This window comes from Streptacidiphilus sp. BW17 (assembly GCF_041262485.1).
In the GTDB taxonomy this organism is placed as follows: Bacteria; Actinomycetota; Actinomycetes; order Streptomycetales; family Streptomycetaceae; genus Streptacidiphilus.
Genome location: NZ_JBGCCR010000057.1, coordinates 1 through 22904, shown reverse-complemented (window position 1 = coordinate 22904; position 22904 = coordinate 1). Strand labels below are relative to the sequence as shown.

The 22904-nt window shown below is 69.8% G+C and carries 21 protein-coding genes; 14 read left to right on the top strand and 7 right to left on the bottom strand.

Annotated features, from left to right (window positions below):
* The first annotated feature begins 381 nt into the window (after positions 1-381).
* The 4 genes from pstS to pstB all read left to right on the top strand — a co-directional run bounded on the left by pstS (position 382) and on the right by pstB (position 4651).
* Entirely contained in the window at positions 382-1512 is a 1131-nt protein-coding gene (gene pstS, locus ABH940_RS35905; protein ID WP_370066602.1) for a phosphate ABC transporter substrate-binding protein PstS, read from the top strand.
* 204 nt (positions 1513-1716) lie between these two features.
* The gene (gene pstC / locus ABH940_RS35900) at positions 1717-2754 is read left to right on the top strand and encodes a phosphate ABC transporter permease subunit PstC (protein WP_370066604.1); all 1038 of its coding nucleotides are present in this window, start codon (positions 1717-1719) and stop codon (positions 2752-2754) included.
* On the top strand, positions 2754-3818 hold the full coding sequence (gene pstA, locus ABH940_RS35895) for a phosphate ABC transporter permease PstA (RefSeq protein WP_370107186.1): 1065 nt from the start codon (positions 2754-2756) through the stop codon (positions 3816-3818). Before pstC ends, pstA begins: the two co-directional genes overlap by 1 nt.
* A gap of 56 nt (positions 3819-3874) precedes the next feature.
* On the top strand, positions 3875-4651 hold the full coding sequence (gene pstB / locus ABH940_RS35890) for a phosphate ABC transporter ATP-binding protein PstB (protein WP_370066608.1): 777 nt from the start codon (positions 3875-3877) through the stop codon (positions 4649-4651).
* A gap of 171 nt (positions 4652-4822) precedes the next feature.
* Here pstB and ABH940_RS35885 read toward each other — a convergent pair whose 3' ends face one another.
* Together ABH940_RS35885 and ABH940_RS35880 are read right to left on the bottom strand one after the other, a co-directional pair.
* Complete coding sequence (locus ABH940_RS35885; RefSeq protein ID WP_370066610.1) at positions 4823-5818, bottom strand: anion permease; 996 nt, start codon at positions 5816-5818, stop codon at positions 4823-4825.
* Between the two features lie 7 nt (positions 5819-5825).
* Positions 5826-6446 carry a DUF47 domain-containing protein gene (locus ABH940_RS35880; protein ID WP_370066612.1) on the bottom strand — a complete coding sequence of 207 codons (621 nt, stop codon included), beginning with the start codon at positions 6444-6446 and terminating at the stop codon, positions 5826-5828.
* A gap of 234 nt (positions 6447-6680) precedes the next feature.
* Between ABH940_RS35880 and ABH940_RS35875 the strand changes: the two genes are divergently transcribed.
* Positions 6681-7013 (top strand): metal-sensitive transcriptional regulator, encoded by a 333-nt coding sequence (locus tag ABH940_RS35875; RefSeq protein ID WP_370066614.1) that lies wholly within the window; start codon positions 6681-6683, stop codon positions 7011-7013.
* A gap of 30 nt (positions 7014-7043) precedes the next feature.
* On the opposite strand, the gene ABH940_RS35870 is transcribed toward ABH940_RS35875, so the two are convergent.
* Together ABH940_RS35870 and ABH940_RS35865 are read right to left on the bottom strand one after the other, a co-directional pair.
* A complete protein-coding gene (locus ABH940_RS35870; RefSeq protein WP_370107185.1) occupies positions 7044-7235 on the bottom strand; it encodes a hypothetical protein in 192 nt (63 codons plus the stop codon).
* 159 nt (positions 7236-7394) lie between these two features.
* Entirely contained in the window at positions 7395-8288 is an 894-nt protein-coding gene (locus ABH940_RS35865) for a hypothetical protein (RefSeq protein WP_370107182.1), read from the bottom strand.
* Between the two features lie 88 nt (positions 8289-8376).
* Here ABH940_RS35865 and ABH940_RS35860 point away from each other — a divergent pair, with 88 nt between their 5' ends.
* Together ABH940_RS35860 and ABH940_RS35855 are read left to right on the top strand one after the other, a co-directional pair.
* Positions 8377-8553: a hypothetical protein gene (locus ABH940_RS35860; RefSeq protein ID WP_370066620.1), complete on the top strand. Its 177-nt coding sequence runs from the start codon at positions 8377-8379 to the stop codon at positions 8551-8553.
* A 121-nt stretch (positions 8554-8674) separates the two neighbouring features.
* Positions 8675-10273, top strand: a complete 1599-nt coding sequence (locus tag ABH940_RS35855) for an FAD-binding oxidoreductase (RefSeq protein WP_370107180.1) — start codon at positions 8675-8677, stop codon at positions 10271-10273.
* A 71-nt stretch (positions 10274-10344) separates the two neighbouring features.
* On the opposite strand, the gene ABH940_RS35850 is transcribed toward ABH940_RS35855, so the two are convergent.
* Positions 10345-11070 (bottom strand): phosphatase PAP2 family protein, encoded by a 726-nt coding sequence (locus ABH940_RS35850; RefSeq protein ID WP_370107179.1) that lies wholly within the window; start codon positions 11068-11070, stop codon positions 10345-10347.
* A 235-nt stretch (positions 11071-11305) separates the two neighbouring features.
* On the bottom strand, positions 11306-12343 hold the full coding sequence (locus tag ABH940_RS35845; RefSeq protein WP_370066626.1) for an NlpC/P60 family protein: 1038 nt from the start codon (positions 12341-12343) through the stop codon (positions 11306-11308).
* 316 nt (positions 12344-12659) lie between these two features.
* On the opposite strand from ABH940_RS35845, the gene ABH940_RS35840 reads away from it, so the two are divergent.
* From ABH940_RS35840 to ABH940_RS35810, 7 genes are all read left to right on the top strand, one after another.
* Positions 12660-12968, top strand: a complete 309-nt coding sequence (locus ABH940_RS35840; protein ID WP_370066655.1) for a hypothetical protein — start codon at positions 12660-12662, stop codon at positions 12966-12968.
* Between the two features lie 213 nt (positions 12969-13181).
* On the top strand, positions 13182-13997 hold the full coding sequence (locus ABH940_RS35835; RefSeq protein ID WP_370066628.1) for a hypothetical protein: 816 nt from the start codon (positions 13182-13184) through the stop codon (positions 13995-13997).
* Positions 13987-15291: a hypothetical protein gene (locus tag ABH940_RS35830; protein WP_370066630.1), complete on the top strand. Its 1305-nt coding sequence runs from the start codon at positions 13987-13989 to the stop codon at positions 15289-15291. The genes ABH940_RS35835 and ABH940_RS35830 overlap by 11 nt, the downstream gene beginning before the upstream one ends.
* A 2-nt stretch (positions 15292-15293) precedes the next feature.
* Positions 15294-16832, top strand: coding sequence for an SCO6880 family protein (locus ABH940_RS35825; protein WP_370066632.1), 1539 nt, complete (start codon positions 15294-15296; stop codon positions 16830-16832).
* Positions 16833-16886: 54 nt separating this feature from the next.
* Positions 16887-18242 (top strand): ATP-binding protein, encoded by a 1356-nt coding sequence (locus tag ABH940_RS35820; protein ID WP_370066634.1) that lies wholly within the window; start codon positions 16887-16889, stop codon positions 18240-18242.
* 113 nt (positions 18243-18355) lie between these two features.
* Positions 18356-20323: a TraM recognition domain-containing protein gene (locus ABH940_RS35815; RefSeq protein WP_370107178.1), complete on the top strand. Its 1968-nt coding sequence runs from the start codon at positions 18356-18358 to the stop codon at positions 20321-20323.
* 176 nt (positions 20324-20499) lie between these two features.
* Complete coding sequence (locus tag ABH940_RS35810) at positions 20500-21753, top strand: hypothetical protein (RefSeq protein WP_370066638.1); 1254 nt, start codon at positions 20500-20502, stop codon at positions 21751-21753.
* A 161-nt stretch (positions 21754-21914) separates the two neighbouring features.
* Here the strand turns inward: ABH940_RS35810 and ABH940_RS35805 are convergent, their stop codons facing one another.
* A complete protein-coding gene (locus ABH940_RS35805) occupies positions 21915-22712 on the bottom strand; it encodes a spermidine synthase (protein WP_370066640.1) in 798 nt (265 codons plus the stop codon).
* Between the last annotated feature and the right edge of the window lie 192 nt (positions 22713-22904).

The window sequence follows — 22904 nt, the reverse complement described above, 5'->3', positions numbered from 1 at the left end:
GTGCGGTGAAGCCTAGACACCTCCACCACACCGGAGGTCTTCGTCATGATCAAGCCCCCAGGACCGTCAACAACGCTCGTGGTCAATACATCTAGCCAGGCGGCAGGCCGCCCCTCGTCCCCCGGAAAGGGGCAGCCACCCCACTGGGCGCACGCCTCGCTGTGCCCTCGCCGTGCTCTCGTCGTGGCGAAACCGTTACTACTGGTCTGCGTATCCCGGTGTCCGACACAGGTTCACCCCCCGTTCATTTGCGCAGGCTGAACGCTTCACCTCCCCTGCCTAACTTCGGTGTCATCGGAGGCCGCCTGGCCTTCCTCCCACGTGAAGAACCGCTGATCGCTCCTCCTCCCCGCGGGCGGCGGTACCAGGAAAGGGACACCAGTGAAGCTCCAGCGCAACGGCCGTACCAAGGCCCTCGCCATCGGCGCCCTGGCGGTCGTCAGCTCGCTGACGCTCGCGGCGTGCGGCTCCGACAACAACAACGCGTCGAGCTCGAGCACCAGCTCGTCCACGACCACGGCCTCCGCCGCCGACTGTGGCAGCGGCAACCTGCTGGGCGCGGGCTCCACCGCGCAGGCCAACGCCATGCAGATCTGGATCCGCGACTTCCAGCAGCAGTGCTCCGGCGTCACGGTGAACTACCAGGGCACCGGCTCCACCGCCGGCCGCACCACCTTCCTCGAGGGCAAGACCCAGTTCGCCGGCTCCGACTCCGCGATGAAGGCCTCCGACATCGCCAAGTCCGGCACCGCCTGCAGCAACACCGGCAAGGCGATCAACCTGCCGATGGTCGGCGGCCCGATCGCGATCGCCTACAACCTGCCCGGCGTGAACAACCTGGTCCTGGACGCCCCCACCCTGGCGAAGATCTTCTCCGGCAAGATCACCCACTGGAACGACCCGGCGATCAAGGCCCTCAACCCGTCGGCCAACCTGCCCAGCATGGCCATCCAGACCTTCCACCGTTCGGACGGCTCGGGCACCAGCGCCAACTTCAGCGCCTACCTGGCCGCCGCCGCCCCGACCGACTGGACCTACGGCTCCAACTCGCAGTGGCCGGCCCCGGGTGGCCAGGCCGCCCAGGGCTCCAGCGGCCTGGCCGCCCAGGTCAAGCAGGTCCAGGGCGCCATCTCCTACTACGAGATGTCCTACGCCACGGCGAACAGCCAGAGCACCGCCTCCATCTCCACGGGCTCCGGCGCCCCGGTTCCGGTCTCCACCGCTGCCGCCGCCACCGCCATCTCCGAGGCCAAGGTCATCGGCACCGGCAGCAACCTGGCGCTCCAGCTGAACTACGCCACCAAGACCGCGGGCGCCTACCCGATCGCCCTGGTCACCTACGAGATCGTGTGCGACAAGGGCAACGGCGCCTCGACCCTGCCGGCGCTCAAGTCCTTCCTCAACTACACCGCCAGCGACGCGGGCCAGCAGGCCGTCAGCTCCGCCGGCTACCTCCAGCTGCCGACCGCCATCACCACCAAGGTGAAGGCCGTCATCGCCACGCTGGGCTGAACCACCTGACCTTCCCTGCCCGTCCGGTTCCGCCCAGTAGGCGGGTGCCGGGCGGGCCGGGGCCATTGTCCCGGTCGGAACGCACGTCCTGACCGGGGCGGTCGGCCCCACCTGTTCTGCCCGTCCCATCTGTTCCCGACCAGTCCGGTGCACCGCCGCCACGCGCCGCCTCCCCGGAGGGGCGCACCCAGACCGGAGCAAACCATGGATACCCCGAACCCAACCTCGCCCCCGGAGACCAGCGGTCCCCCGCACCACCGTCCCGCCGGGACCACTGCGACCGCCGCCGGCTCCGCCCCGAAGTTCAAGAAGCGCTTCGCGCTCGGTGACTCGCTCTTCTTCAACGCCTCCCGCGGATCCGGCATCCTGCTGCTCGTGGTGATGGCCGCCATCGCCGGCTTCCTGATCGTGCGGGCCGTCGGCGCCCTCGGTCAGAACCACGGCAACTTCCTGACCACCCAGGCCTGGACACCGGACAACACGCCGCCGGTCTTCGGCATCGCCGTGCTGCTGGTCGACACGCTGATCAGCGCCGCCATCGCGATGGCCATCGCCGTGCCGATCGCCATCGGGATCGCGCTGTTCATCTCGCACTACGCGCCGCGCCGCGTCGCGCAGTTCTTCGGCTACCTGGTCGACCTGCTCGCCGCCGTTCCCAGCATCGTCTTCGGCCTGTGGGGCGCTCTGTTCCTGGCCCCGCACATGCTGGGCGTCAACGCGTGGCTGAACCAGTACTTCGGCTGGACCTACATCTTCAGGCAGACCCAGCCGGGCTCCGCGCCGCGCACGATCTTCACCGTGAGCATCGTGCTGGCGATCATGATCCTGCCGATCATCACCGCGGTCAGCCGTGAGGTCTTCCGGCAGGTCCCGCCGATGCACGAAGAGGCGGCCCTGGCGCTCGGCGCCACCCGCTGGGAGGTCATCCGCACCGCCGTCCTGCCGTTCGGCCGGGCCGGCGTGATCAGCGCCGCGATGCTGGGCCTCGGCCGCGCGCTCGGCGAGACCATGGCCGTCGCGGTGGTCCTCTCCCCCAGCTTCGTGCTGTCGCTGCACCTGACCGACCCGGGCGGCGGCACCCTCGCCCAGAACATCGCGTCGCAGTTCAACGAGGCGTCCTCGCTCGGACGTGACGCGCTGATCGCCTCCGGCCTGGTCCTCTTCGTCATCACACTGCTGGTCAACGGCGCGGCACGGATCATCATCGAGCGCCGCAAGGACTACTCGGGAGCGAGCGCCTGATGAGCACCGCACTTCAGGACCGCGCAGCCCTCGGTCCCACCAGCCTCACCGCCCGGCGTCTGCCCAAGTGGGCCCCCGCGGCGGTCGCCGCCGTGGCGATCGCCCTCGGCTGCGCGATCGGTGCCGGGTTCGGCATCACCAGCAAGCTCCAGTGGGGGCTGATGGCCGTCATCCTCTTCGTGGTCGGCCAGTACGTGCTGTCCACCGCCGTCGAGGGCCGCCGCTGGGCCAAGGACCGTCTGGCCACCAGCCTGGTCTGGTCCGCGTTCATCCTCGCGGTCATCCCGCTGTTCGGCCTGATCTACTACACGATCGCGCAGGGCATCGGCTACCTCAACATCGACTTCCTCACCCACTCGATGAAGGGCGTGCTGGCCACCGACACCAACGGCGGCCTCTACCACGCCCTGATCGGCACGCTGGAGCAGGTCGGCCTGGCCACGCTCATGGCGGCACCGGTGGGCATCTTCACCGCGATCTACCTGGTCGAGTACCAGGGCGGCCGACTGGCCCGCGCGGTGACCTTCTTCGTCGACGTGATGTCGGGTGTCCCGTCGATCGTCGCCGGTCTGTTCGTTCTCTCGTTCTGGATCATCCTGCTGGGCTTCTCCTTCTCCGGCTTCGCCGGAAGCATCGCGCTCGCGATCCTGATGCTTCCGGTCGTCGTCCGCTCCACCGAGGAGATGCTCAAGCTGGTACCGAGCTCGCTGCGCGAGGCCAGCCTGGCCCTCGGTGTGCCAAAGTGGCTCACCATCCTCCGGGTCGTGCTGCCCACCGCGCTCGGTGGCATCACCACCGGCCTGATGCTCGCCGTCGCGCGCATCACCGGTGAGACGGCTCCGATCCTGCTGCTGGTCTTCGGCGCGGACGCGATCAACGCCAACCCGTTCAGCGGGCCGCAGTCGTCGCTGCCGCTGTTCGTCTACCAGCAGTACGCCCTCGGTACGAACGCCTCCCAGTCCCGTGCCTGGGCCGGTGCCCTGGTGCTGATCGCCTTCGTGATGATCCTGAACCTTGCGGCGCGCCTCATCGCGCGCTGGAAGGCCCCGAAGGCCGGACGCTGACGGCGATCGCTTCGCCGCCCCAGACTTCATTCGAACGAGAGAGACAGAGCACGATCATGGCCAAGCGCATCGACGTCAGCGGACTGAACGCGTACTACGGCAGCTTCCGGGCCGTTGAGGACATCTCCATGGTGGTCGAGCCCCGCTCGGTGACCGCCTTCATCGGCCCCTCCGGCTGCGGGAAGTCGACCTTCCTGCGGACCCTCAACCGCATGCACGAGGTGATCCCCGGCGCCCGCGTCGAGGGCAAGGTGATGCTCGACGACGAGAACCTGTACGGTTCCGGCGTCGACCCGGTCGCCGTGCGGCGCACCGTCGGCATGGTCTTCCAGCGGCCGAACCCGTTCCCGACCATGTCCATCAAGGAGAACGTGGCTGCCGGCCTCAAGCTGAACGGCATCCGCAACAGGAAGGTCGTCGACGAGGCCGTCGAGCGCTCCCTGCGCGGCGCGAACCTGTGGAACGAGGTCAAGGACCGCCTCGACAAGCCGGGCGCGGGCCTCTCCGGCGGTCAGCAGCAGCGTCTCTGCATCGCCCGCGCGATCGCGGTCGAGCCGCAGGTCCTGCTGATGGACGAGCCCTGCTCGGCCCTGGACCCGATCTCGACCCTGGCCATCGAGGACCTGATCGGCCAGCTCAAGGAGCAGTACACGATCGTCATCGTCACCCACAACATGCAGCAGGCTGCGCGTGTGAGTGACCGGACGGCGTTCTTCAACCTGGCGGGCGTGGGCCAGCCGGGCCGGCTGATCGAGATCGACTCGACGGAGAAGATCTTCTCCAACCCGAGCGTCCAGGCGACCGAGGACTACATCTCCGGCCGCTTCGGCTGAGCGGGTCAGCCGCACAGTGACTCCTCCGCGGCGCTACTAGGCGGTGCCGCCGCGGGGGTAGCAAGAGAAGGGCCCCGCATCCTGCTTACGCACCAGGATGCGGGGCCCTTTCTGCGTTTCGGCGGCGGGGACCAGGCACGGTCCGTCCACTGTCCAGGGGGCAACCACCGGTCAGCTGACGACGGCCCAGCTGATCCAGTAGACGAGCGCAGCGACCAGCCCCGCCGCGGGGAGGGTGATGAACCAGCCCAGGACGATGTCCTTGGCCACCCCCCAGCGCACCGCGCGCACCCGCTTCGTCGCGCCGACGCCCATGATCGCGGAGGTGATCACGTGGGTGGTGGAGACCGGGACCTTGTAGACGTACGCCGTCACGTAGAGGACCAGCGACGAGACCGACTCGGCGGCGAAACCCTGCGGGGGGTCGAGCTCGATGATCCGGCGGCCGAGGGTGCGCATGATGCGCCAGCCGCCCGCCCAGGTGCCCAGCGCCATGACCAGGGCCGTGCTGATCTTGACCCAGGTGGGGATGTTGCTCCCGGAGTAGTGGCCGGAGATGGTCAGCGCCATCACCACCACACCCATCGTCTTCTGGGTGTCCTGGAGGCCGTGGCCCAGGGCCATCGCCGCCGCGGAGACGGTCTGCGCCACCCGGAAGCCGCGCTTGGACCGGTGCGGGTTGGACCTGCGGAAGATCCACAGAATGGCCACCATCAGCGCGAAGCCCAGGATCAGGCCCGCGATCGGAGAGGTGATCATCGGCAGGATGACCTTCTCCCACAGGCCCATCCAGTACACGTCGGTGCCGCCCGCCAGCGCCGCGCCGACCATGCCGCCGAAGAGGGCGTGGGTGGACGAGGACGGTAGGCCGAAGTACCAGGTCACCAGGTTCCAGGCGATCGCCCCGATCAGGGCCGACCAGAGGATGACCATGCCGTGACTGCCACTGGGAGTGGCGATGATGCCCTTGCTGACGGTCTGTGCGACGCCCTCCCCGAGGAAGGCGCCGAGGAGGTTCATGACCGCTGCCATCAGCAGGGCCGCCTTCGGCGTCAGCGCGCGCGTCGAGACCGAGGTCGCGATCGCGTTGGCCGAGTCGTGGAAGCCGTTGGTGTAGGCGAAGCCGAAGGCGACGGCGACGACCAGTACCAGTCCGAAGATGTCCACGTGCGGTTCAGGACTCCTTGACGGCGATGGTCTCCACCGTGTTCGCCACATGTTCGAACGCGTCGGCAGCCTCTTCGAGGACGTCGACGATCTGCTTGAGCTTGAGGACCTCGATCGCCTCGTACTGGCCGCCGAAGAGGTGGGCCAGCAGCTTGCGGTGGATCTGGTCGGCCTGGTTCTCGAGGCGGTTGATCTCGATCCAGAACTCGGTCATGTTGTCCATCGTCCGCAGGTTCGGCATCGCCGCCGCGGTCAGGTCGGCCGCCCGAGCCAGCACCTCGATCTGCTGCTCCACGCCCTTGGGCAGGGTGTCGATCTCGTAGAGGACCACAAGATCGACCGCCTCCTCCATGTAATCCATGATGTCGTCCAGAGAGGACGCCAAGTTGTAGATGTCCTCACGGTCGAAAGGCGTGATGAAGGAGGAGTTGAGCTGATGGAAGATCGTGTGGGTCGCCTCGTCTCCCGCGTGCTCGGCTGCGCGCATCCGGTCGGCGATCTCCGACCGTGCGGCGACATCTGCGCCGAGCAGCTCCAGGAGCAGCTTGGAACCGGTGACGAGGTTGTTCGCCGAGGCGGCGAACAAGTCATAGAAGCTCGTCTCCCGGGGGGTCAGACGAATGCGCACAAAAGTCTCCGAAGTACAGGGGCGGACGTAGCGATGCTAGGCGCTGCGCCCGGACATTGCGCACACCGGGGTGCAACGGCCGACACGGAGTACCTGGAATCATCCTTCCGTACGTAGAGGTGACACGCCGAAACGTAATAAGCCTCACGCGCCGCCGCACACTTTGGATTCAAAGCACGGGATTCGATATCCAGCCGTGACCGCTTGCGGACACGTCCCTCTACCATGGGGGGTATGGACGTCGTGGACGCGGACAACGTGGCGGGCACCGAGGGCCACACCGGCCCGCACGGGTACAGCGCCCGCAGGGACGACCACATCAAGCGACTGCGCCGGATCGAAGGACAGATCCGCGGGCTGCAGCGCATGGTCGAGAACGACACCTACTGCATCGACATCCTCACCCAGGTCTCCGCGAGCACGAAGGCGCTCCAGTCCTTCGCGCTCAGCCTGTTGGAGGAGCACCTGCGTCACTGCGTCGCGGACGCGATGGAGAAGGGCGGCCCGGAGGCCGACGACAAGGTCGCCGAGGCGACCGCGGCGATCTCGCGCCTGCTGCGGTCCTGAACGCCTGCTGCGGCCCCGAGCTGCCGGCCCCTACGCGTCGGGCACGTCCTCGTCACTGACGCGCTGTTGCGGCACGCGTGGCCGGTTCGGATCCCGTTCGACGCGGAGGATGGTGTCGATGCGGTCCAGCGGGAGTTTCGAGCGGGACGTGGCGGCGGCGGCGATCATGAGGTCGCCGTACATCTCGATCTCCGCCAGCGCGACCGGGTCGTCTGCGGCCACACGCCACCTCCTCTCCTGGCTGGGAGCCGGGAGCCGGAAAAAACGAACGGGTAGTCAACTCTTTACAGAGTAGGCAGCCCGTGCCGGACATGCATGGCACGTCTGGGCCATTTTGCGGCTACCACCCGCCGGCAGGCTTGCGGCCGACCCGGAGCTGCGCTACTTGCCCGAGGGCGCGGCGCTCGGACCGACGATGTCCTGGTCCGCCGGGACGGCGATCGCGACCGGGGTGCCGAAGTCCGAGAAGACGCTCGTCGAGGTGACCTGGACCTGGTCCTTGGCCACCGTCGAGCCCGGGACCTGCGAGAACGTGAAGACCTCGACCACCTTGGCGATCCGCCCGTGCGCGTCCAGCCAGACGTCGTAGGGGACCTTCTTCACGGTGAAGGTGTGCGCGGCGACGTCGAGCCCCGTGCCGCCCGGGCCGCCCGTCGCCTTGGCCGCCTCGGAGAGGTCGAGCGTGCCCTTGTAGTGCTTGAGGACTACGCCGTCGACGGTGGAGGTGCCCACGAGCGTCGCCGTCTGGGCCCCGCGCAGCGCGTCCGAGGCGCTGGCCGGGTCGGTGGCGCCGGAGGAGACGAGGTTGCCGTCGCCGAGCTGCTGCACCCCGAGCTTGATCCACTTTCCCTTCGGGACCTTGGCGCCACTGTTCTGCATGTAGACGATGCCGGGGCTGGTCACCTCGTTCAACTGCCCCGTGGCGCTGGTGCCCGCCCCCGGCGGGACGTCGACCGAGAGCTTGCCGAGGTGGTCGGCGTAGTCGTACGCGCCCGTGCCGTGCAGCGTCATCTGCTTGGACGCGGAGGCGGTGTGGAGCGTGGTGGTGTCCTTGAGGAAGCCGTTGTGGCCCGTGATGTCCGCTGCGGCGCGGACCGCCGTCAGCGGGTCGCCGGCCAGGCGGTCGGCCATGGGGTTGAACGTCTGCGCGTCACTGCTGGCGCCGGTGGCGCTGCTGCTGCCCGAGCAGGCGCTCAGGCTCACCACGACGAGGGCGGCAGCGGTGACGGCGAGGGCCGCGCGGGGGGCGCGGGGGGCGCGGGGTGAGCGAGACATAGGAGTCCTCCTGGACACGCGTGCGTGTGCGCTGTGAACAACGAGGAGGGGGGAGGGCGGTTACGGCCGTCCGGGTTACCGTTGTCGGGTGACCAACACGACGGGTCCGGCCATCCCGACGCAGCACGCGAGCTCGCACGAGACGTCCGTCACGGAGAAGGGTGCGTTCGCCGTCGCCCACTGCAGCTGCGGCTGGTACGCGCCGGCGCGGCGCTCACGCGACAAGGCCCGCAGGGATGCTGCGCAGCACGAGGCTGACGCGTAGACCTTGGGCACGGGGGTCACTTGCACGTCCCGTCTGCGGTGCGGGCCCCACATGCAACTGATTCGGGTGGACTGTCGTCTACTAGCGCGTAACCTCACCGCCGGCAGGTAGAAGGAACAGCATGGGCGACAACGGGACCAGCCGCCGTACTCTCCTCCGGGTCGGCGGCGCGCTTGCCGCGGGCGCCGGGCTCGCCGCCTGCAGTGGCACCAAGACACCGCAGGCCGGTGCCACGGGTTTCACCGGCGCCTCCGCGCCCTCCGTGGGTGCGACCAGTGTCTCCGGCTCGCCGCTGTCCACCTCCGCCGCCGCGAACTGGACCGCGCTCGCCAAGGACCTCAGCGGGACGCTGATCCGGCCCGGGGACTCGCGCTACGGCGAAGCCGTCGAGCTGTTCCAGCCGCAGTACGACGCCGTGCGGCCCGCCGCGGTCGCGTACGTCGCGTCCGCGCAGGACGTCGCCACCTGCCTCGCGTTCGCCCGGCGCTACCGGGTGCCGATCGTGCCGCGGAACGGCGGTCACAGCTACGCCGGGTGGTCCACCGTCAGCAACGGCCTGGTGCTCGACGTGGGCCGGCTCAACAGCGTCTCGTCCAACGGCAGCATCGGCGCGGGAGCGCGGCTGTTCGACGTCTACAACGGCCTCGCCTCGTACGGGCGGACGATACCCGCCGGGTCGTGCCCCACCGTGGGCGTCAGCGGGCTCGCGCTCGGCGGCGGCGTCGGGGTCACCGGGCGGGCCAACGGGCTGACGACGGACAACCTGGTCGGCGCGGAGATCGTCACCCCCGACGGCCGGATCCGCGAGGTCAACGCGAGCAGCGACGCGGACCTGTTCTGGGCGCTGCGCGGCGCGGGCGGCGGCAACTTCGGTGTGGTGACCCGGCTGGACTTCCGGACGCACCCGGCGGACGACTGCGCCTACGGCTTCCTCTCCTGGCCGTGGTCCCGGGCCGCCGCGGTGATCGAGGCCTGGCAGTCCTGGGCGCCGACCGCGCCCGACGCGCTCTGGTCCAACCTGCACCTGGTCGCCGACGCGGACGGCAGGCTCAGCATCAGCTCCACGGTGAACCTGCTCGGCGGCTCGCGGACCGAACTCGGCAACCTGGTGGACCAGCTGACGGTCCGCCCGTCGAGCCTGTCGCTGCACAGCGCCTCCTACCTGACGACCATGCAGATCATGGGCGGGGTCGCGGGCGAGTCGATCGCGCGGGCGCACGTGCACGGCCAGCTGCCCGGCCACAACCCGGCGGGGACCGTCAGCCGGTCCAACTACGGGGCGCGGTCGGACATCTACACGCGCCGTCTCAGCGGAGCGGGTGCCGCCGCCGTGGTCGACGCCGTGGCGCGCTATCCGCAGATGGCGCCGGCCGGGGGCCAGGCGGCCGTCGCGTTCGACGCGCTCGGCGGGGCGATCAACCGCGTCGGCGCGCAGAGCACCGCGTTCGTGCACCGGGACGGCCTCTTCATGGCGCAGTACACCGCCGACTACACCAGCGGCAGCAGCGCGGCTGCGGCCAGCTGGACCTGGCTGGACGACACCTGGGTCGGCCTGCGCCCGTACGCGAGCGGGGAGGCGTACCAGAACTACATCGACCCGCACCTGCGCAACTGGGAGCAGGCCTACTACGGCGTCAACGCGACCCGCCTGCGGCAGGTCAAGCGCACGTACGACCCGACGGGGCTGTTCCGCTTCCCGCAGGGCGTACCGCTCGCGTAAGCGGGCGAGCCGGGGACGCGTCAGGCGGGCTCGGGCAGGCTCCGGCCCGGCCTCAGGCGGGTCAGGCGGGCTCAGGCGGCGAGGTCCTGGTCGGGTCGCTCGGGGTCGCTGCCGGGGCCGTCGCCCGGGCCGACCGGGTGGACGGCCGGGCCGCGTCCGCGCCGGGAGGCGCGCGCCGGAGCGCGGACGAGCGGCGCGAGCGCCGTGCGCGTCAGCGCCTGCACGAAGGGGGTGAGCACCGCCATGGCGATCGGCGCCAGCAGCAGCACGACGGCGGTGCCGAGGGCGTAGCCGCCCAGGATGTCGGAGGGGTAGTGGACCCCCGCGAACATGCGGAGGAAGCCCTCGATCGCGGCCAGCCCGATGCCGATCAGGCCGTACCGGCGGTTGACCAGGAAGAGGCCGATCGCGACGGCCATGATGAAGGTCGCGTGGTCACTGGCGAACGAGCCGTTGGACTGGTGCTTGAGCAGCAGGTCGATCTGTCCGGGGTGGTCGACGAACGGTCTCGGTCTCTCGACCATCTCCCGCACCGGAATGTTCATCAGCAGCGCCAACCCGGCCGCGAGCCCCGCCCACAGCACCCCGGCGACGCCCGCAGGCGCACTCTGCTCCCGACGCGCCGTCAGCCACGCGCCCAGAAGCAGCAGCACGGACGCGAACGGAACCCCGTACTCGCCGAGATACGCCAGCGCGCTGTCCACCCCGTGCGGAAGGTGCTCCGCAAGGCCGTTCACCCAATGGACGACGGACCAGTCGACATTCCCACCGGGTCCGTCCGCCAGTTGCGAGCCCACCCCGCACCTCCGCTGTCACGCGCACACAAGAAGCCGTCGAGCAACCCCCGTTGCGTCGTTGCACCAAGGTCAAGTGTGCTCGTTTGACAGCGGGCACAACGGAGCGAATGCCCCAAAGTGTTCCGCCTGGCACGGAAGTTATCGGAATGTTGCGCTTCGCTCACGAGAAGCGCACAAGCGATACGCGGTGTGTCGCGCGCATGTGGCGATCCGCGCGCCGCAGTGCCTCCGCCCCTCACTGGCCGTTGGCGATGGTGCCGTTCGGCTGGACGGTCGGGAGGGCACCCGCGCCGCCGCTGGTGACCCGGGTGGCGCCGAAGTAGTCGCCCTCGGCGTCGATGGAGTCGTAGCGGATGACCGCGCCCGTGTGCGGGGCGTTGATCATGTAGCCGCCGCCGACGTAGATGCCGACGTGGTGGATGGTCGCCGGGTCGTGCGGGTCGGTGGCGAAGAAGACCAGGTCGCCCGGCTGGAGCTGACTGCGGCTCGGATGCGGGCCCGCGTACCACTGGTCGGCGGCGACGCGCGGCAGCGTGATGCCGACGCTGGCGTAGGCGGCCTGGGTGAGCCCGCTGCAGTCGAACCGGTAGCCCTGCGAGGCGAGGCCCTCGCCGCCCCAGAGGTAGGGCGTCCCCAGCTTGGTCTGCGCGAAGTAGATCGCGCCCGCGGCCTGGTAGGAGAAGGCGACGGTGGTCACCGCGGTGAAGGTCTGCGCGAGCCGCTTGATGTTGGTGACGTAGTTCTGCGTCTCCGTGATCGACGGCACGCCGCCCGCGCTGATCACCGCGTACGGACCGGCGTTGTAGGCCGCGAGCATGTTCGACTGGTGGTCACCCGGGACGTTGGCGGTGTCCTTGGCCAGTTGGCAGTCGTAGGAGGCGGCGGAGGGGATCGCGTCCTGCGGGTCCCAGACACTCGGCGTCTGTGTGTGAGTGGGGTCGATGCCGTAGATCTTCCAGGTGCCCGGCATGAACTGCGCTATCCCCTGCGCACCGACCGGACTGACCGCACTCGGACTGAAACCGCTCTCCTGGTAGAGCTGGGCGGCAAGCAGAGGGGGCGTCAGTTCGGGGCAGAGATTGCCCCATTGCTGGATCAGCCCCGTGTAGGCGGTGGGCACCGTCCCCGGCGCCAGGGAGAGCGCACCCTGCGCCGCGGCCTGGTTGAGCGATCCGGCCGCGGCAAGCGTTCCGACGACGATCAATGTCATCATCAGTCCGAGGACCAGGACGATGCCACCGCCGGCCAGCGCGATCCTGCGCGACGCCGCCATCAGGGCCCTCCGAGACGTATGGATCGAACGGGACGAGCGGTGCACGTACGGGCGAACGCTTTCGGACAGTGTCCGCAGGAGCATTGCCGAACGCAATCACCGGCGACACGGAGAGTTAGCGGTAGGGTCGAATGTGTGATGCACATGGGGTTTCGCCCGGTCCTGCGGACCCCCATCGTGTCAGCTGTGACGCGCGCCTCGGGAGAGAACCTTCCGAAAGTGGCCAAGTCGACATCGGATCTGGCCAAGAATAGGACTGGGCCCTTCGCCACGGCCGAGCGTTGGGCTTTGAATGATGATCAGGTGGGTGGTTGCGTTGTATCTCAGTGCGAGCAAGGGTGACATCAACACCATCATCGGCGGCATCGCGCCCAACTGGGGGCCGTTCGCCAATCTGGGCAACCAGGCCCGGACGATGGTCGAGGTCGTGATGGCGGTCGCCATTCTGGCGTGTCTTGCCATCGCCATCTGGGGCGCGGCCAAACAGCGCATCGGCGCGACGGCGCTGCGCGACACATTCAGCGCGGAACAGGGCAAAGGGCTGATCATCGCCGGCCTGACCGGCGTGTTCATCATCGGTTCCCTCGGCACGCTCTTCACCATTGTGTATGGGATGGCGATCTGATTACCCGTCTGCTTTCGTCACCCAGTGCCAGGGCTGGGTTGCATCCGCGTCCAAGCCTGAACTGACCGCCCGAGCTGACCAGCCCGGTTCTGGCCCGGTTCGGTGAATCCCCGCCCACGGGTCACCGTCCGAGTGTCAGAGTTGACGCACGCCCCTCCGGGGTGTGCGACGTCTGCCCGCCTGCCCGCCCACCCTCGTCCCAAGGGGGCCGCCGTGTCGTTCTCCGACGACCAGCCGCACACGCGTACCCGCCTCCCGGCCAGCGAGCAGCCGACGGCGCCTCAGGCGTCCGGTTTGCGACGACTGAAGACGTTGGCGGCCGTGTTCGTGGTCGTCTTCCTGATGGTCGTCGCCGTGGCGGTGATCAACCGCACGAACGGCAGTGCGAACAGCGGCGGCGGCAACGGCACCTCCAACGACGCCGGCCCGGGCCCCGGCGCGAGCGCCTCGGCGACAGCCCCGACGGGCACCCAGCCGGTGACGACCACGCAGAACGGCATCGGCGTCCAGTACCCGCACACCAGCGAGGGCGCGCAGAGCGCGGCGGCGAACTACAGCGTGGCGCTGGGGTCGAGCGAGATGTACGCGACCGCGAGTCGGCACGCGATAGTGGCGACGGTCGCCGACCCGACCGCTCAGGGCGGTCTGAACGCACGCTTCGACAAGTCCTACGACGCAGAAGCATCCCAGATCGGACTGACCAACGGTCAGGCTCCGGCCGGGCTGACCTTCGTGTCCCGAACTGTTCCGGTGGGCACCAAGGTCGACAGCTACAGCGCGGACACCGCCACGGTCGACATCTGGAACACCTCGATCGGTGGTCTCGCAGGCCAGGGCTCGACCCGTCCAGTGACCGAGTACTGGTACACCCTGACGCTGACGCTCCACTGGTCCGACGGCGACTGGAAGGTCACCGGCTTCTCCCAGGTGGACGGTCCCACTCCCATCGGTGACCAACAGGCTGTGTCCAGCTACGGATCGATCGCCAACGCCGTCTCGCAGTTCGGAGGCTTCCGCTATGCACGTTGACCTCCGCAGGGTGATTCCACTGGCGACGGCCATGACGGGCCTCCAGTTCCTGCTGCTGACCGGGACTGCGTTCGCTGCCCCCGGTCCGAGCACCTCACCGGTGCCGTCTCCGTCGGCCTCACCTGCATCCTCCTGTAACGGGCTCTTCGGCCTCGCTAAGCAGATGTGCGAGCAGGGCCAGAACACCAACACCCCCACCGGCGGCGGCCTGACCGGATCCCTCGACCCCGTCCAGTCGCTGGCGAACAGCTGTGCCAGCGCCGCCGCGTGGATCGTGCGGCAGCTGTCGGCCGGGATCGACAAGACGTCAAACGTCGACTTCACCAACCCCGCGTTCCTCCAGCAGTACGCGATCGTCTTCGCCGCCGCGACCTTCCTCACCCTGCTGCTCTGGCTGCTGGCGATCACCAAGCGGGCCGTGCGTGGCGTCCCGCTGACGACCGCGTTCGGGGAGGCGATCGGGTTTCTCTGGCTGACCGTCATCGCCTCGGCCTTCACGCCGCTGATCCTCTACACCGTCGTCAGCGCCACCGACGGGCTGACCGAGGGCATCGCCGCCGGGACGAAAACGGACACCGCCACCTACCTCGGGACCTTCGCCGACACCCTCACCTCAGGGAAGATCGGCGGCGGGCCCATCATCCTGGTCTTCGTCTCGCTGATCGCGATCCTCGCCGCCACCGTCGTGTGGCTGGAGATGTGGATCCGTACCGCGATGCTCTACATCGGGGCGCTGCTCGGGACGGTCGTCTACGCCGGGCTGGTCGACAAGCAGATGTGGAAGCACGTCCGGCGCTGGGCCGGGCTGATGATCGCGATCATCCTGATCAAACCGATCATCGTCATAGTGCTCGGCCTGGCGGGAGCGATCGCGTCCTCCGCCGGGGCCAACGACGCGTTCTCGACGGTCACCTCGGGTGTGGCGATCCTGGCCCTCTCCATCTTCGCCAGCTCGGTGATCTACCGCTTCGTGCCCGGCTTCGGCGACGACATGGTCGCCATGCGCCAGGCCCGCGCCCAGGCGGTCAGCGCCGGGCGCGCGGTGGTCAACGGACCGGCCAACTTCATGAAGCAGGGCATCAACACCCACGCGGGCCGTGACGGCGAGGGCGGCGGAGGCGGCGGAAGCCGGGGCGACTCGGCGGGCGTCTCGCCCGGCATCGCCGCGCACGCGACGCGGACCGCGCCGCCGCAGCAGGGCGGCGGGCCCGACCAGACGGCTCGGGCCAGTGGCACCGGGGGCAACAGCGGCAACGGCACCACCAGCACGTTCGCGAAGGGAGGCGGGAGCTAGACGTGTCCACCCCACCCGTCGGGCAGTACCGGCGCACCTATCTCATCGGCAAGGCCAAGCCCAGTGCGGTGATCGGACGGAACCGCGACGGCGGCGAGGTCTTTCTGATCATCTTCTGCGCCTTCCTCGGCATGATGTGGGGCATCCTCGTGCCCGTCCTGCCGATCCGGCTGATCGGGCTGATCGGCTTCCCGATGCTCGGGTTCGCGGTCGTCTACCTCCCCTACCGCAAGCGGACGTTCTACAAGTGGGCCGAGATCAACCGCACCTACAAGCGGATGACCCGCTCCCCCGGCGCGGTCTACCGCTCCGGGGCGATGGAGGCCGGCACGCGGCTGGCAGGCGGCGAGGTCGAGGTCGGCCCGCCGCCGGGCATCGGCCGGATCCGCTGGCTGACGGCACCCTTCGGCCCGGACGAGGTGTCCGTGCTGCTCCACCTGGACCGGCGCACCGTCACCGCCGCGATCGAGATCGAGGGCCCCGGCGTCGGCCTGCGGGACAGCGAGGACCAGGAAGCCCTGGTGGAACGGTTCGGCACGCTGCTGCGCCACGTCGCCAACGGCGACGGCTTCGTGACACGGCTGCAGATGCTGGCCCGCACCCTTCCCGCCGACCCGGACGCGCACGCCAAGGACGTGGCCCGGCGCGGCGACGACCAGTCGCCGGAGTGGCTCAAGTCCTCGTACGACCAGCTCCAGGCGATGGTCTCCACCTCGTCCGAGCAGCACCGCGCCTACCTGGTCGCCTGCATGCCCTACACCCGCGACCTGGCCGCCGAGGCGCAGGCGATGGGCCGCACCTCGCACGCCCGCGCCCGCGGCGACGAGGGCCTGGCCTCGGTGATGGCGCGCGAACTGACCGACATCTGCGCTCGGCTCGCCGAAGCAGACATCCGGGTCCGCCAGCCGCTCGGGCAGGCGCGTCTCGCCTCGCTGCTGCACTCCATGTACGACCCGGACCACCAGATCGACCACATCCAGGCCATGTCCCGCCGCAACGCCTGGCCGGCCGAGCTGGACGCCACCCACGCCAACTACCTGCAGGCCAAGACCCGCGAGTCGGCAACCCGCGAGCCGTGGTGCCACGCCACCGCGTGGATCAAGGAGTGGCCGCTGACCCCCGTCGGCGTCAACTTCCTGGCCCCGCTGCTGGTGCACACCCCGGACGTGATCCGCACCGTCGCCGTCTGCATGGACCTCGAACCCACCGACGTCGCCATCGAACGGATGCTCACCGAGAAGACCAACGACGAGGCGGAGGCCAGCCGCGCCGCCAAGATGAACCGCACCGTCGACCCGCGCGACCTGGCCCATACCGGCCGCGTCGACCAGCGCGGCGACGACCTCGCCTCCGGCGCGGCGGGGGTGAACCTGGTCGGCTACATCACCGTCAGTTCGCGCTCTCCCGAGGCGCTGGCGCGCGACAAGCGCACCATTCGCGCCTCTTCCGGCAAGAGCTTCCTCAAGCTGGAATGGTGCGACCGGGAACACCACCGGGCCTTCGTCAACACACTCCCCTTCGCCACCGGCATCCGCCGCTGACCACCCGCTGACCCCCTACGTACCGACGATCCACCGATCCACTGGAGGCCGGCCATGGCAGCACCGCTCGGAGGTATCACCGAGGGGTTCACCAGCTTTCTCTTCGGCAAGGCCGAGACGACCCGGCTTCCCGTGCGCACCTCCACCGGCCAGGCCCAGGCCGTCTACCTGCCGACGGCCGCGCCCGGCCTGGGGGACTCCGGCGTGATCATCGGCCGCGAGGTCTACAGCGGCAAGGGCTACGTCTACGACCCGTTCCAGCTCTACGGCCAGCAGCTGCCCGCGCCGCACTGGCTGGTGCTGGGTGAGTCCGGCAACGGCAAGTCCGCGCTGGAGAAGACCTACGTGCTGCGGCAGCTGCGCTTCCGCGACCGGCAGGTCGTGGTGCTGGACGCCCAGGGTGAAGACGGCGTCGGCGAGTGGAACCTGATCGCCAATGCGCTGGGGATAACGCCGGTCCGGCTCGACCCGCAGGCCGCGCTGAACGGCGGCGTCAAGCTCAACCCGCTCGACCCCGCCATCACCCAGACCGGCCAGCTGGCGCTGCTGCGCACCATCATCGAGGTGGCGATGGGCCGCGGCATCGAGGAGCGGGCCGGCTTCGCCCTCAAGGCCGCGCATGCGCACGTCATCGCCACGGTGACGGAGCGTCAGCCGGTGCTCGGCGACATCATCGACGCGCTGCGCACTCCCAACACCGACTCCATCGACGCGCTCGGCGTCTCCCTGGACGAGATCCAGACCTGGGGCCTGGACGTCGCCCTGGTCCTGGACCGCCTGGTCGACGGTGACCTGCGCGGCATGTTCGACGGTCCGACCACGACCGGCATCGACCTGGACGCGCCGCTGATCGTCTTCGACCTCTCGCACATCGACCGCAACTCGATCGCCATGCCGATCCTGATGGCCATCGTCGGCGTCTGGCTGGAGCACACCTGGATCAGGCCGGACCGCAGGAAGCGCATCTTCCTGGTCGAGGAGGCCTGGCACATCATCAACTCCCCGTTCGTGGCCCAGCTGTTCCAGCGTCTGCTCAAGTTCGGACGCCGACTCGGGCTGTCCTTCGTCGCGGTCGTCCACCACCTCTCCGACGTGGTCGACGGCGCGGCGGCGAAGGAGGCCTCGGCGATCCTCAAGATGGCCTCCACCAGGACCATCTACATGCAGAAGGCCGACGAGGCGCGGGCCACCGGCAGGGTGCTGGGCCTGCCGCGCTGGGCGGTGGAGATCATTCCCACCCTGTCGCCCGGCATCGCGGTCTGGGACGTCAACGGTAACGTCCAGGTGGTGAAGCACATCATCACCGAGCAGGAACGCCCGCTCGTCTACACGGACCGGGCCATGACGGAGGACGCCATCGCGGAGCGCACCCGCGCCTCCCAGCAACTCGCCGACGACCCGGCCGCGTGATGTCCTGGTCGGCCCCGCGCGGTTCCTCGCCCCGTCGTCAGGATCGTCAGGCCCAGGGCCCGGGTGGTCGACCCGGTCCTGACGCACGCCCAGGCACGGGTTGGGGCAGGGGTGTGGGCCCACAGGGCGCCGGGCCGGGGCCTGCCGGTGGTGCAGGGCGTGGCCGTGGTGCGGGGCCTGACCGTGGTGCGGGGCCTGGCGGACAGCCGGGCGCGGGGCCACGGCGCGGCGGCATCCCGGACGGGGCGATCGTCGGGCTGCTGGCCTTCCTGCTCGGGACGACGGCGCTGTTCTGGGCCGCGACCGGTCTCGGCGGTCTGCTGGACCACGGTCACTTCCCGCGCCCGCTCCCCTTCCTGTCGACCGCCGGGGCGATCCGCCATCTCGCCACCGACCCGAACGACCTGCCGGGCGCGTGGCCGACGACCACGCCCTCGACACTGCCGTCCGCGCTGGTCTTCTGGCTGACGTTCTTCGCGATGCTCGCCCTGGCCCTGGCCGTGCTGATCGCCGTCGCCACGACCCGCGCCCGCCGCCGCGCCGCCGTCGCGGCGGCGGCTGCGGGTGCGGGTGCTGTGAGTGCTTCGGCGACTGCGGGTGCTTCGGCCACGGCTACGGCCTTCGCTGGGACCGCGCCGGAGGCGGCGTTCCCCCGTCAGGCGGACGACGAGCCTGCGGCGATGGCGCCGTCCGTCGCCCCGGAGCAGCAGCACGTCACCAGTTCGCCCGTCACCGCCTCCCCCGTCACTCCGCCTCCGGGCACGGGTATAGCTGCAAGCCCGACGCTGCCGCGTCCCTGGTACGTCGGCGAGGCCGTCGCACCGTTCACGCTGCCTGCGGGCACGACGTGCGTCTTCGCGCCCGAGGCGACAGCGTCGGCACGACGGGACCTCGTCCAGGGTGTGATCGCCGACGCCGCCACCCAGCCGCTCATCGTCGTCGGCGCCGACCCGGCGCTGTGGGAGCAGCGCCCGGCGCACCGGCGCGCGTCGCGGTTCGACCCGCAGCAGATCAGCGCCGAGGATCCCGAGCACCCGCGCGGCCGTTGGGCCCCGCACAGCGGCTGCGAGGACCCCGTCGTCGCCACCGCCCGGGCCCACGCCCTGCTGCTGCCGACCGTCCGCCCCACCTCGGACGCCTCGGACGTCGAGGAGAAGGCCGTCCGCGATCTCGCCGAGACCCTGCTGCGCTGCTGGCTCCATGCCGCCGCACTCGACAACCGCCCGTTCCGGCACGTCGCCCGCTGGGCTAGCACGGCAGGCGGCGCATCCGGCGGACTCGGCGGCAACTTCGGCGGTAACTTCGGCGGCGGTGGCGCTCCCCGGCAGGAGGCCGTGGCGATCCTCAACACCACGGACGCCCACCGCTCCGGCGAGGGCTGGGGCGGCCTGCTCCAGGCGGCGCTGCTGCGCCCCTCTCCCGCGCTCGACGCCGCACTGGCCCGCATTCGCGCCGCGCTGGTGTCCGTCGGCGAGCTGCACATCCTGGCGGCGTGCACACCTGACTCACCGTCGGCCGCGCTCGACCCGTCCGCGGTGCTGCGTGCCGGCGAGGTCAACAGCCTCTACGTCCTCGGCCAGGCGGGCGAGACCCGCCTGCGGGAGAACGTGCCGGGGATGCCCCACAGCGCGATGCCACTGCTCACGGCCCTTGTGGACGATGCCTTCGAGCGCGCTCGCCAGGCAGTGACCCGCTCCGCGAGCGGCCGGATGGACCCACCACTGCTCTGGGTCCTCGACGACGTCGCCGCGGTGGCCCCGTTCCCCGGACTGCCCGAACTGATGGCCAGGGGCGGCCCGATGGGCCTGCACGCCCTCACCGTGCTGCGTTCCCCCGAGCAGGCCCGCGCCCGCTGGGGCGAACGCGCCGTCCACAGCCTGTGGACGAACTCCGACAACCGCGCCGTTCTCGGCCCGCTGGAACCGCAGGCCCTGACGGCGCTGCTGGCCGGGCTCAACCACGTCCTCCCGGAGGCAGGGTCGGCCCCCGCGTCGATCGGCCTGGGTCGGGACGAACTTCTGCTCCTGCCCGGACGCCGTGCCGACGGCGCGATGCCGCAACGTTTCCGCATCGGGAGCTGAGGACTGCGGACTGCGTCTGCCAGGCCTCAACCCCCTGCCGTACGCTCGGTGCTCCGACCGGCCGTACCGGCCACAGCGGCTGTACGCGTCATACGGACGAGTCAGACGAGTCATACGGCACCACGCAGGTTGCGCAGACCGCAGCGACCGCCACGACGACGAAGGACCGCAGAGAGATGAGCAGCAACGGCGGCTGGTGGCAGCCGCCCCGGCCAACGCCGCCCGGCCCCCGCATGGGCCCGCCGATGGGACCGCCCCCGGGACAGTGGCCGGGCATGGGCCCCGGCGGGCCCTGGGCTCACGTGCCCCCGCCCCCGAAGCCGGGCGTGATCCCGCTGCGACCGCTGAGCATCGGCGACATCATCAGCGGCATCTTCATGACGATCCGCTACAACTTCCTTGCGGTCTACGGCCCTGTGCTCGTCACCGGCCTCGGATGCGTCGTCCTCTTCGCCATCCTGGGCACGACCGAGTGGTCCCCGCTGCACACCTTCTGGGTCGACGCGAAGAACAACGCGGACACGCAGGGCTGGCACCCGAGCTCCAGCGAGATCACCAATGCCGCCGTCGCATTCGGGCTGCTGACGTTGCTGATCCTGGTCAGCTTCCTGGCGATCTACACCAGCGCCAACCTCGGCAGCGTCGCCACGCTCCGCCACGCGGTCGTGGGCCGTCGGGTCAACTTCAAGCAGAGCATGCGCGAGGGCCTGCCCCACCTGTGGCGGCTGCTCGGCGCGACCCTGCTCATGGGGCTCGCGGCGTTCGCCGGCTTGATCGTCGCTGTGGGCCTGGCCTTCCTGGTCGGCGTCACGGCGGGCGCGGGCGCCGGTGCCGCCGCGGGCCTGCTGCTCTACTTCCCGGCGGGGCTCTGGGGCGTATACCTGCAGATCCGACTCATGCCGCTCCCCGGCGTGGTGATGCTGGAGGGCGCGGGTCCCGTCACCGCCATCAAGCGCGCCTGGCGTCTCAACTCGGGCGCGTGGTGGCGTTCGTTCGGGACCCTGTTCCTGATCACGCTGCTCAGCGGCGTCGTCGGCTCGGTCGCCACCATGCCGTTCTCCCTCTGGGCAAGCACCGTGAGCGGTTTCTCCAACGTCGCCACGAGCAACCCCAACGACCCCAACCAGCTGCGTGCACTGCTGATCGCCGAGCTGCTGTACTTCGCCCTCGTCATGCCCGTCTCGGCGGTGACCAACCTGCTCACCCTGCCGCTGACGACGACGAGCCAGGGGCTGATGTACATCGACCGCCGCATCCGCCGCGAGAGCCTCGACCTCCAGCTCGCCGAGGAAGCCGGCTTCCTCCTCCACCAGCCCACGGCCCCACACGCAGAGCCCACCGTCCCGACGCAGGCCTCGAGCCCGCGGCAGGAGGCAGCCGCGGAGGATTCTGCTCCTGCAGCCCCCGAGGACGCACCTCCGACGCCGTAGCGGGCACTGCACGACACCAGGCAACAACACAGAGAGGGCCGTTGAGGAGAACATCTCCCCAACGGCCCTCTCTTGCGCGGGGCCTCTCTCCTGCGCCAGGCCCTCGCCGACGCCCGGGCGGCGTAAGGGCAACTGCCCCGGCTGCCGCCGGCGCCGTTCGGTCACGACGAGTGGTGCGGCACCGCCCCGGGGGTGCGGGCGAGGTAGACGGTGTTGGTTGCGTCACGGTCCTGAAGCGGGTTGGCGAAGGAGACGACCACGGCCCGGACCCCGGTGAAGACCTGGCCGAGCACCGCCAGGAACTCGTCGTCCGGCGGGTCGTTCGACCAGAGCGAGAACACCCCTCCCGGGTGGAGCCGTTCGGCCACGCACCGGAGGCCGTCCGGCCCGTAGAAACCGGCGCTGCCGGGGTGCAGCAGGTGGCGCGGCGAATGGTCGATGTCGACGACGATCGCGTGGAAGCGCCGCTCCGGGTCGGCCGGGTCAAGTCCTGTAGGGGACTGGATCATTGCGAAGAAGTCCCCGTGCACCAGGCGGCACCGCGGATCCGCGGCCACTCCACCGGGTAGCAGGCCGCGCTCGTGCCAGCCGATGACCGCGTCGAGCGCGTCGACGACCAGTAGGGAGCCCACCTCAGGGTGCCGCAGAGCAGCCAGGGCGGTACAGCCGAGCCCCAGGCCACCCACGACGACGTCGAGTCGTGCGGCGCCGTGGAGTTCGCGCCCGGCCGCGACTGAATCGGGGGCGGCCGACCCGAGGGCGGCTGGCCCGGAGAGCTCGGCCAGGGCGAGATTGGCCAATTCCTCCTCGGCCACGGTGAACAGACTGGACATCAGGAAGTCGTCGTTGAGCTTGATCTCGTACACCGGCTCGGCAAATCCGGGATACCGACGCCGACGTAGTGCAAGCTCACCCAACGGCGTTTCCTGCCAGTCGAGTTCTTCGAACCGTGCGCTCATTCGAGCCTTCCCCATGTTCGTGCGGGACGTGCCGTCGGCTGATCCTAGATCCTGCCCCTCGCTTAGGATCTCGTCATCGTCCAGGCTACCTGCCCGTAAACGCAGTGAAGCCCCCTGACACATGGTCAGGGGGCTTCACTGGAAAGATTGTTCGGCGGCGTCCTACTCTCCCACAGGGTCCCCCCTGCAGTA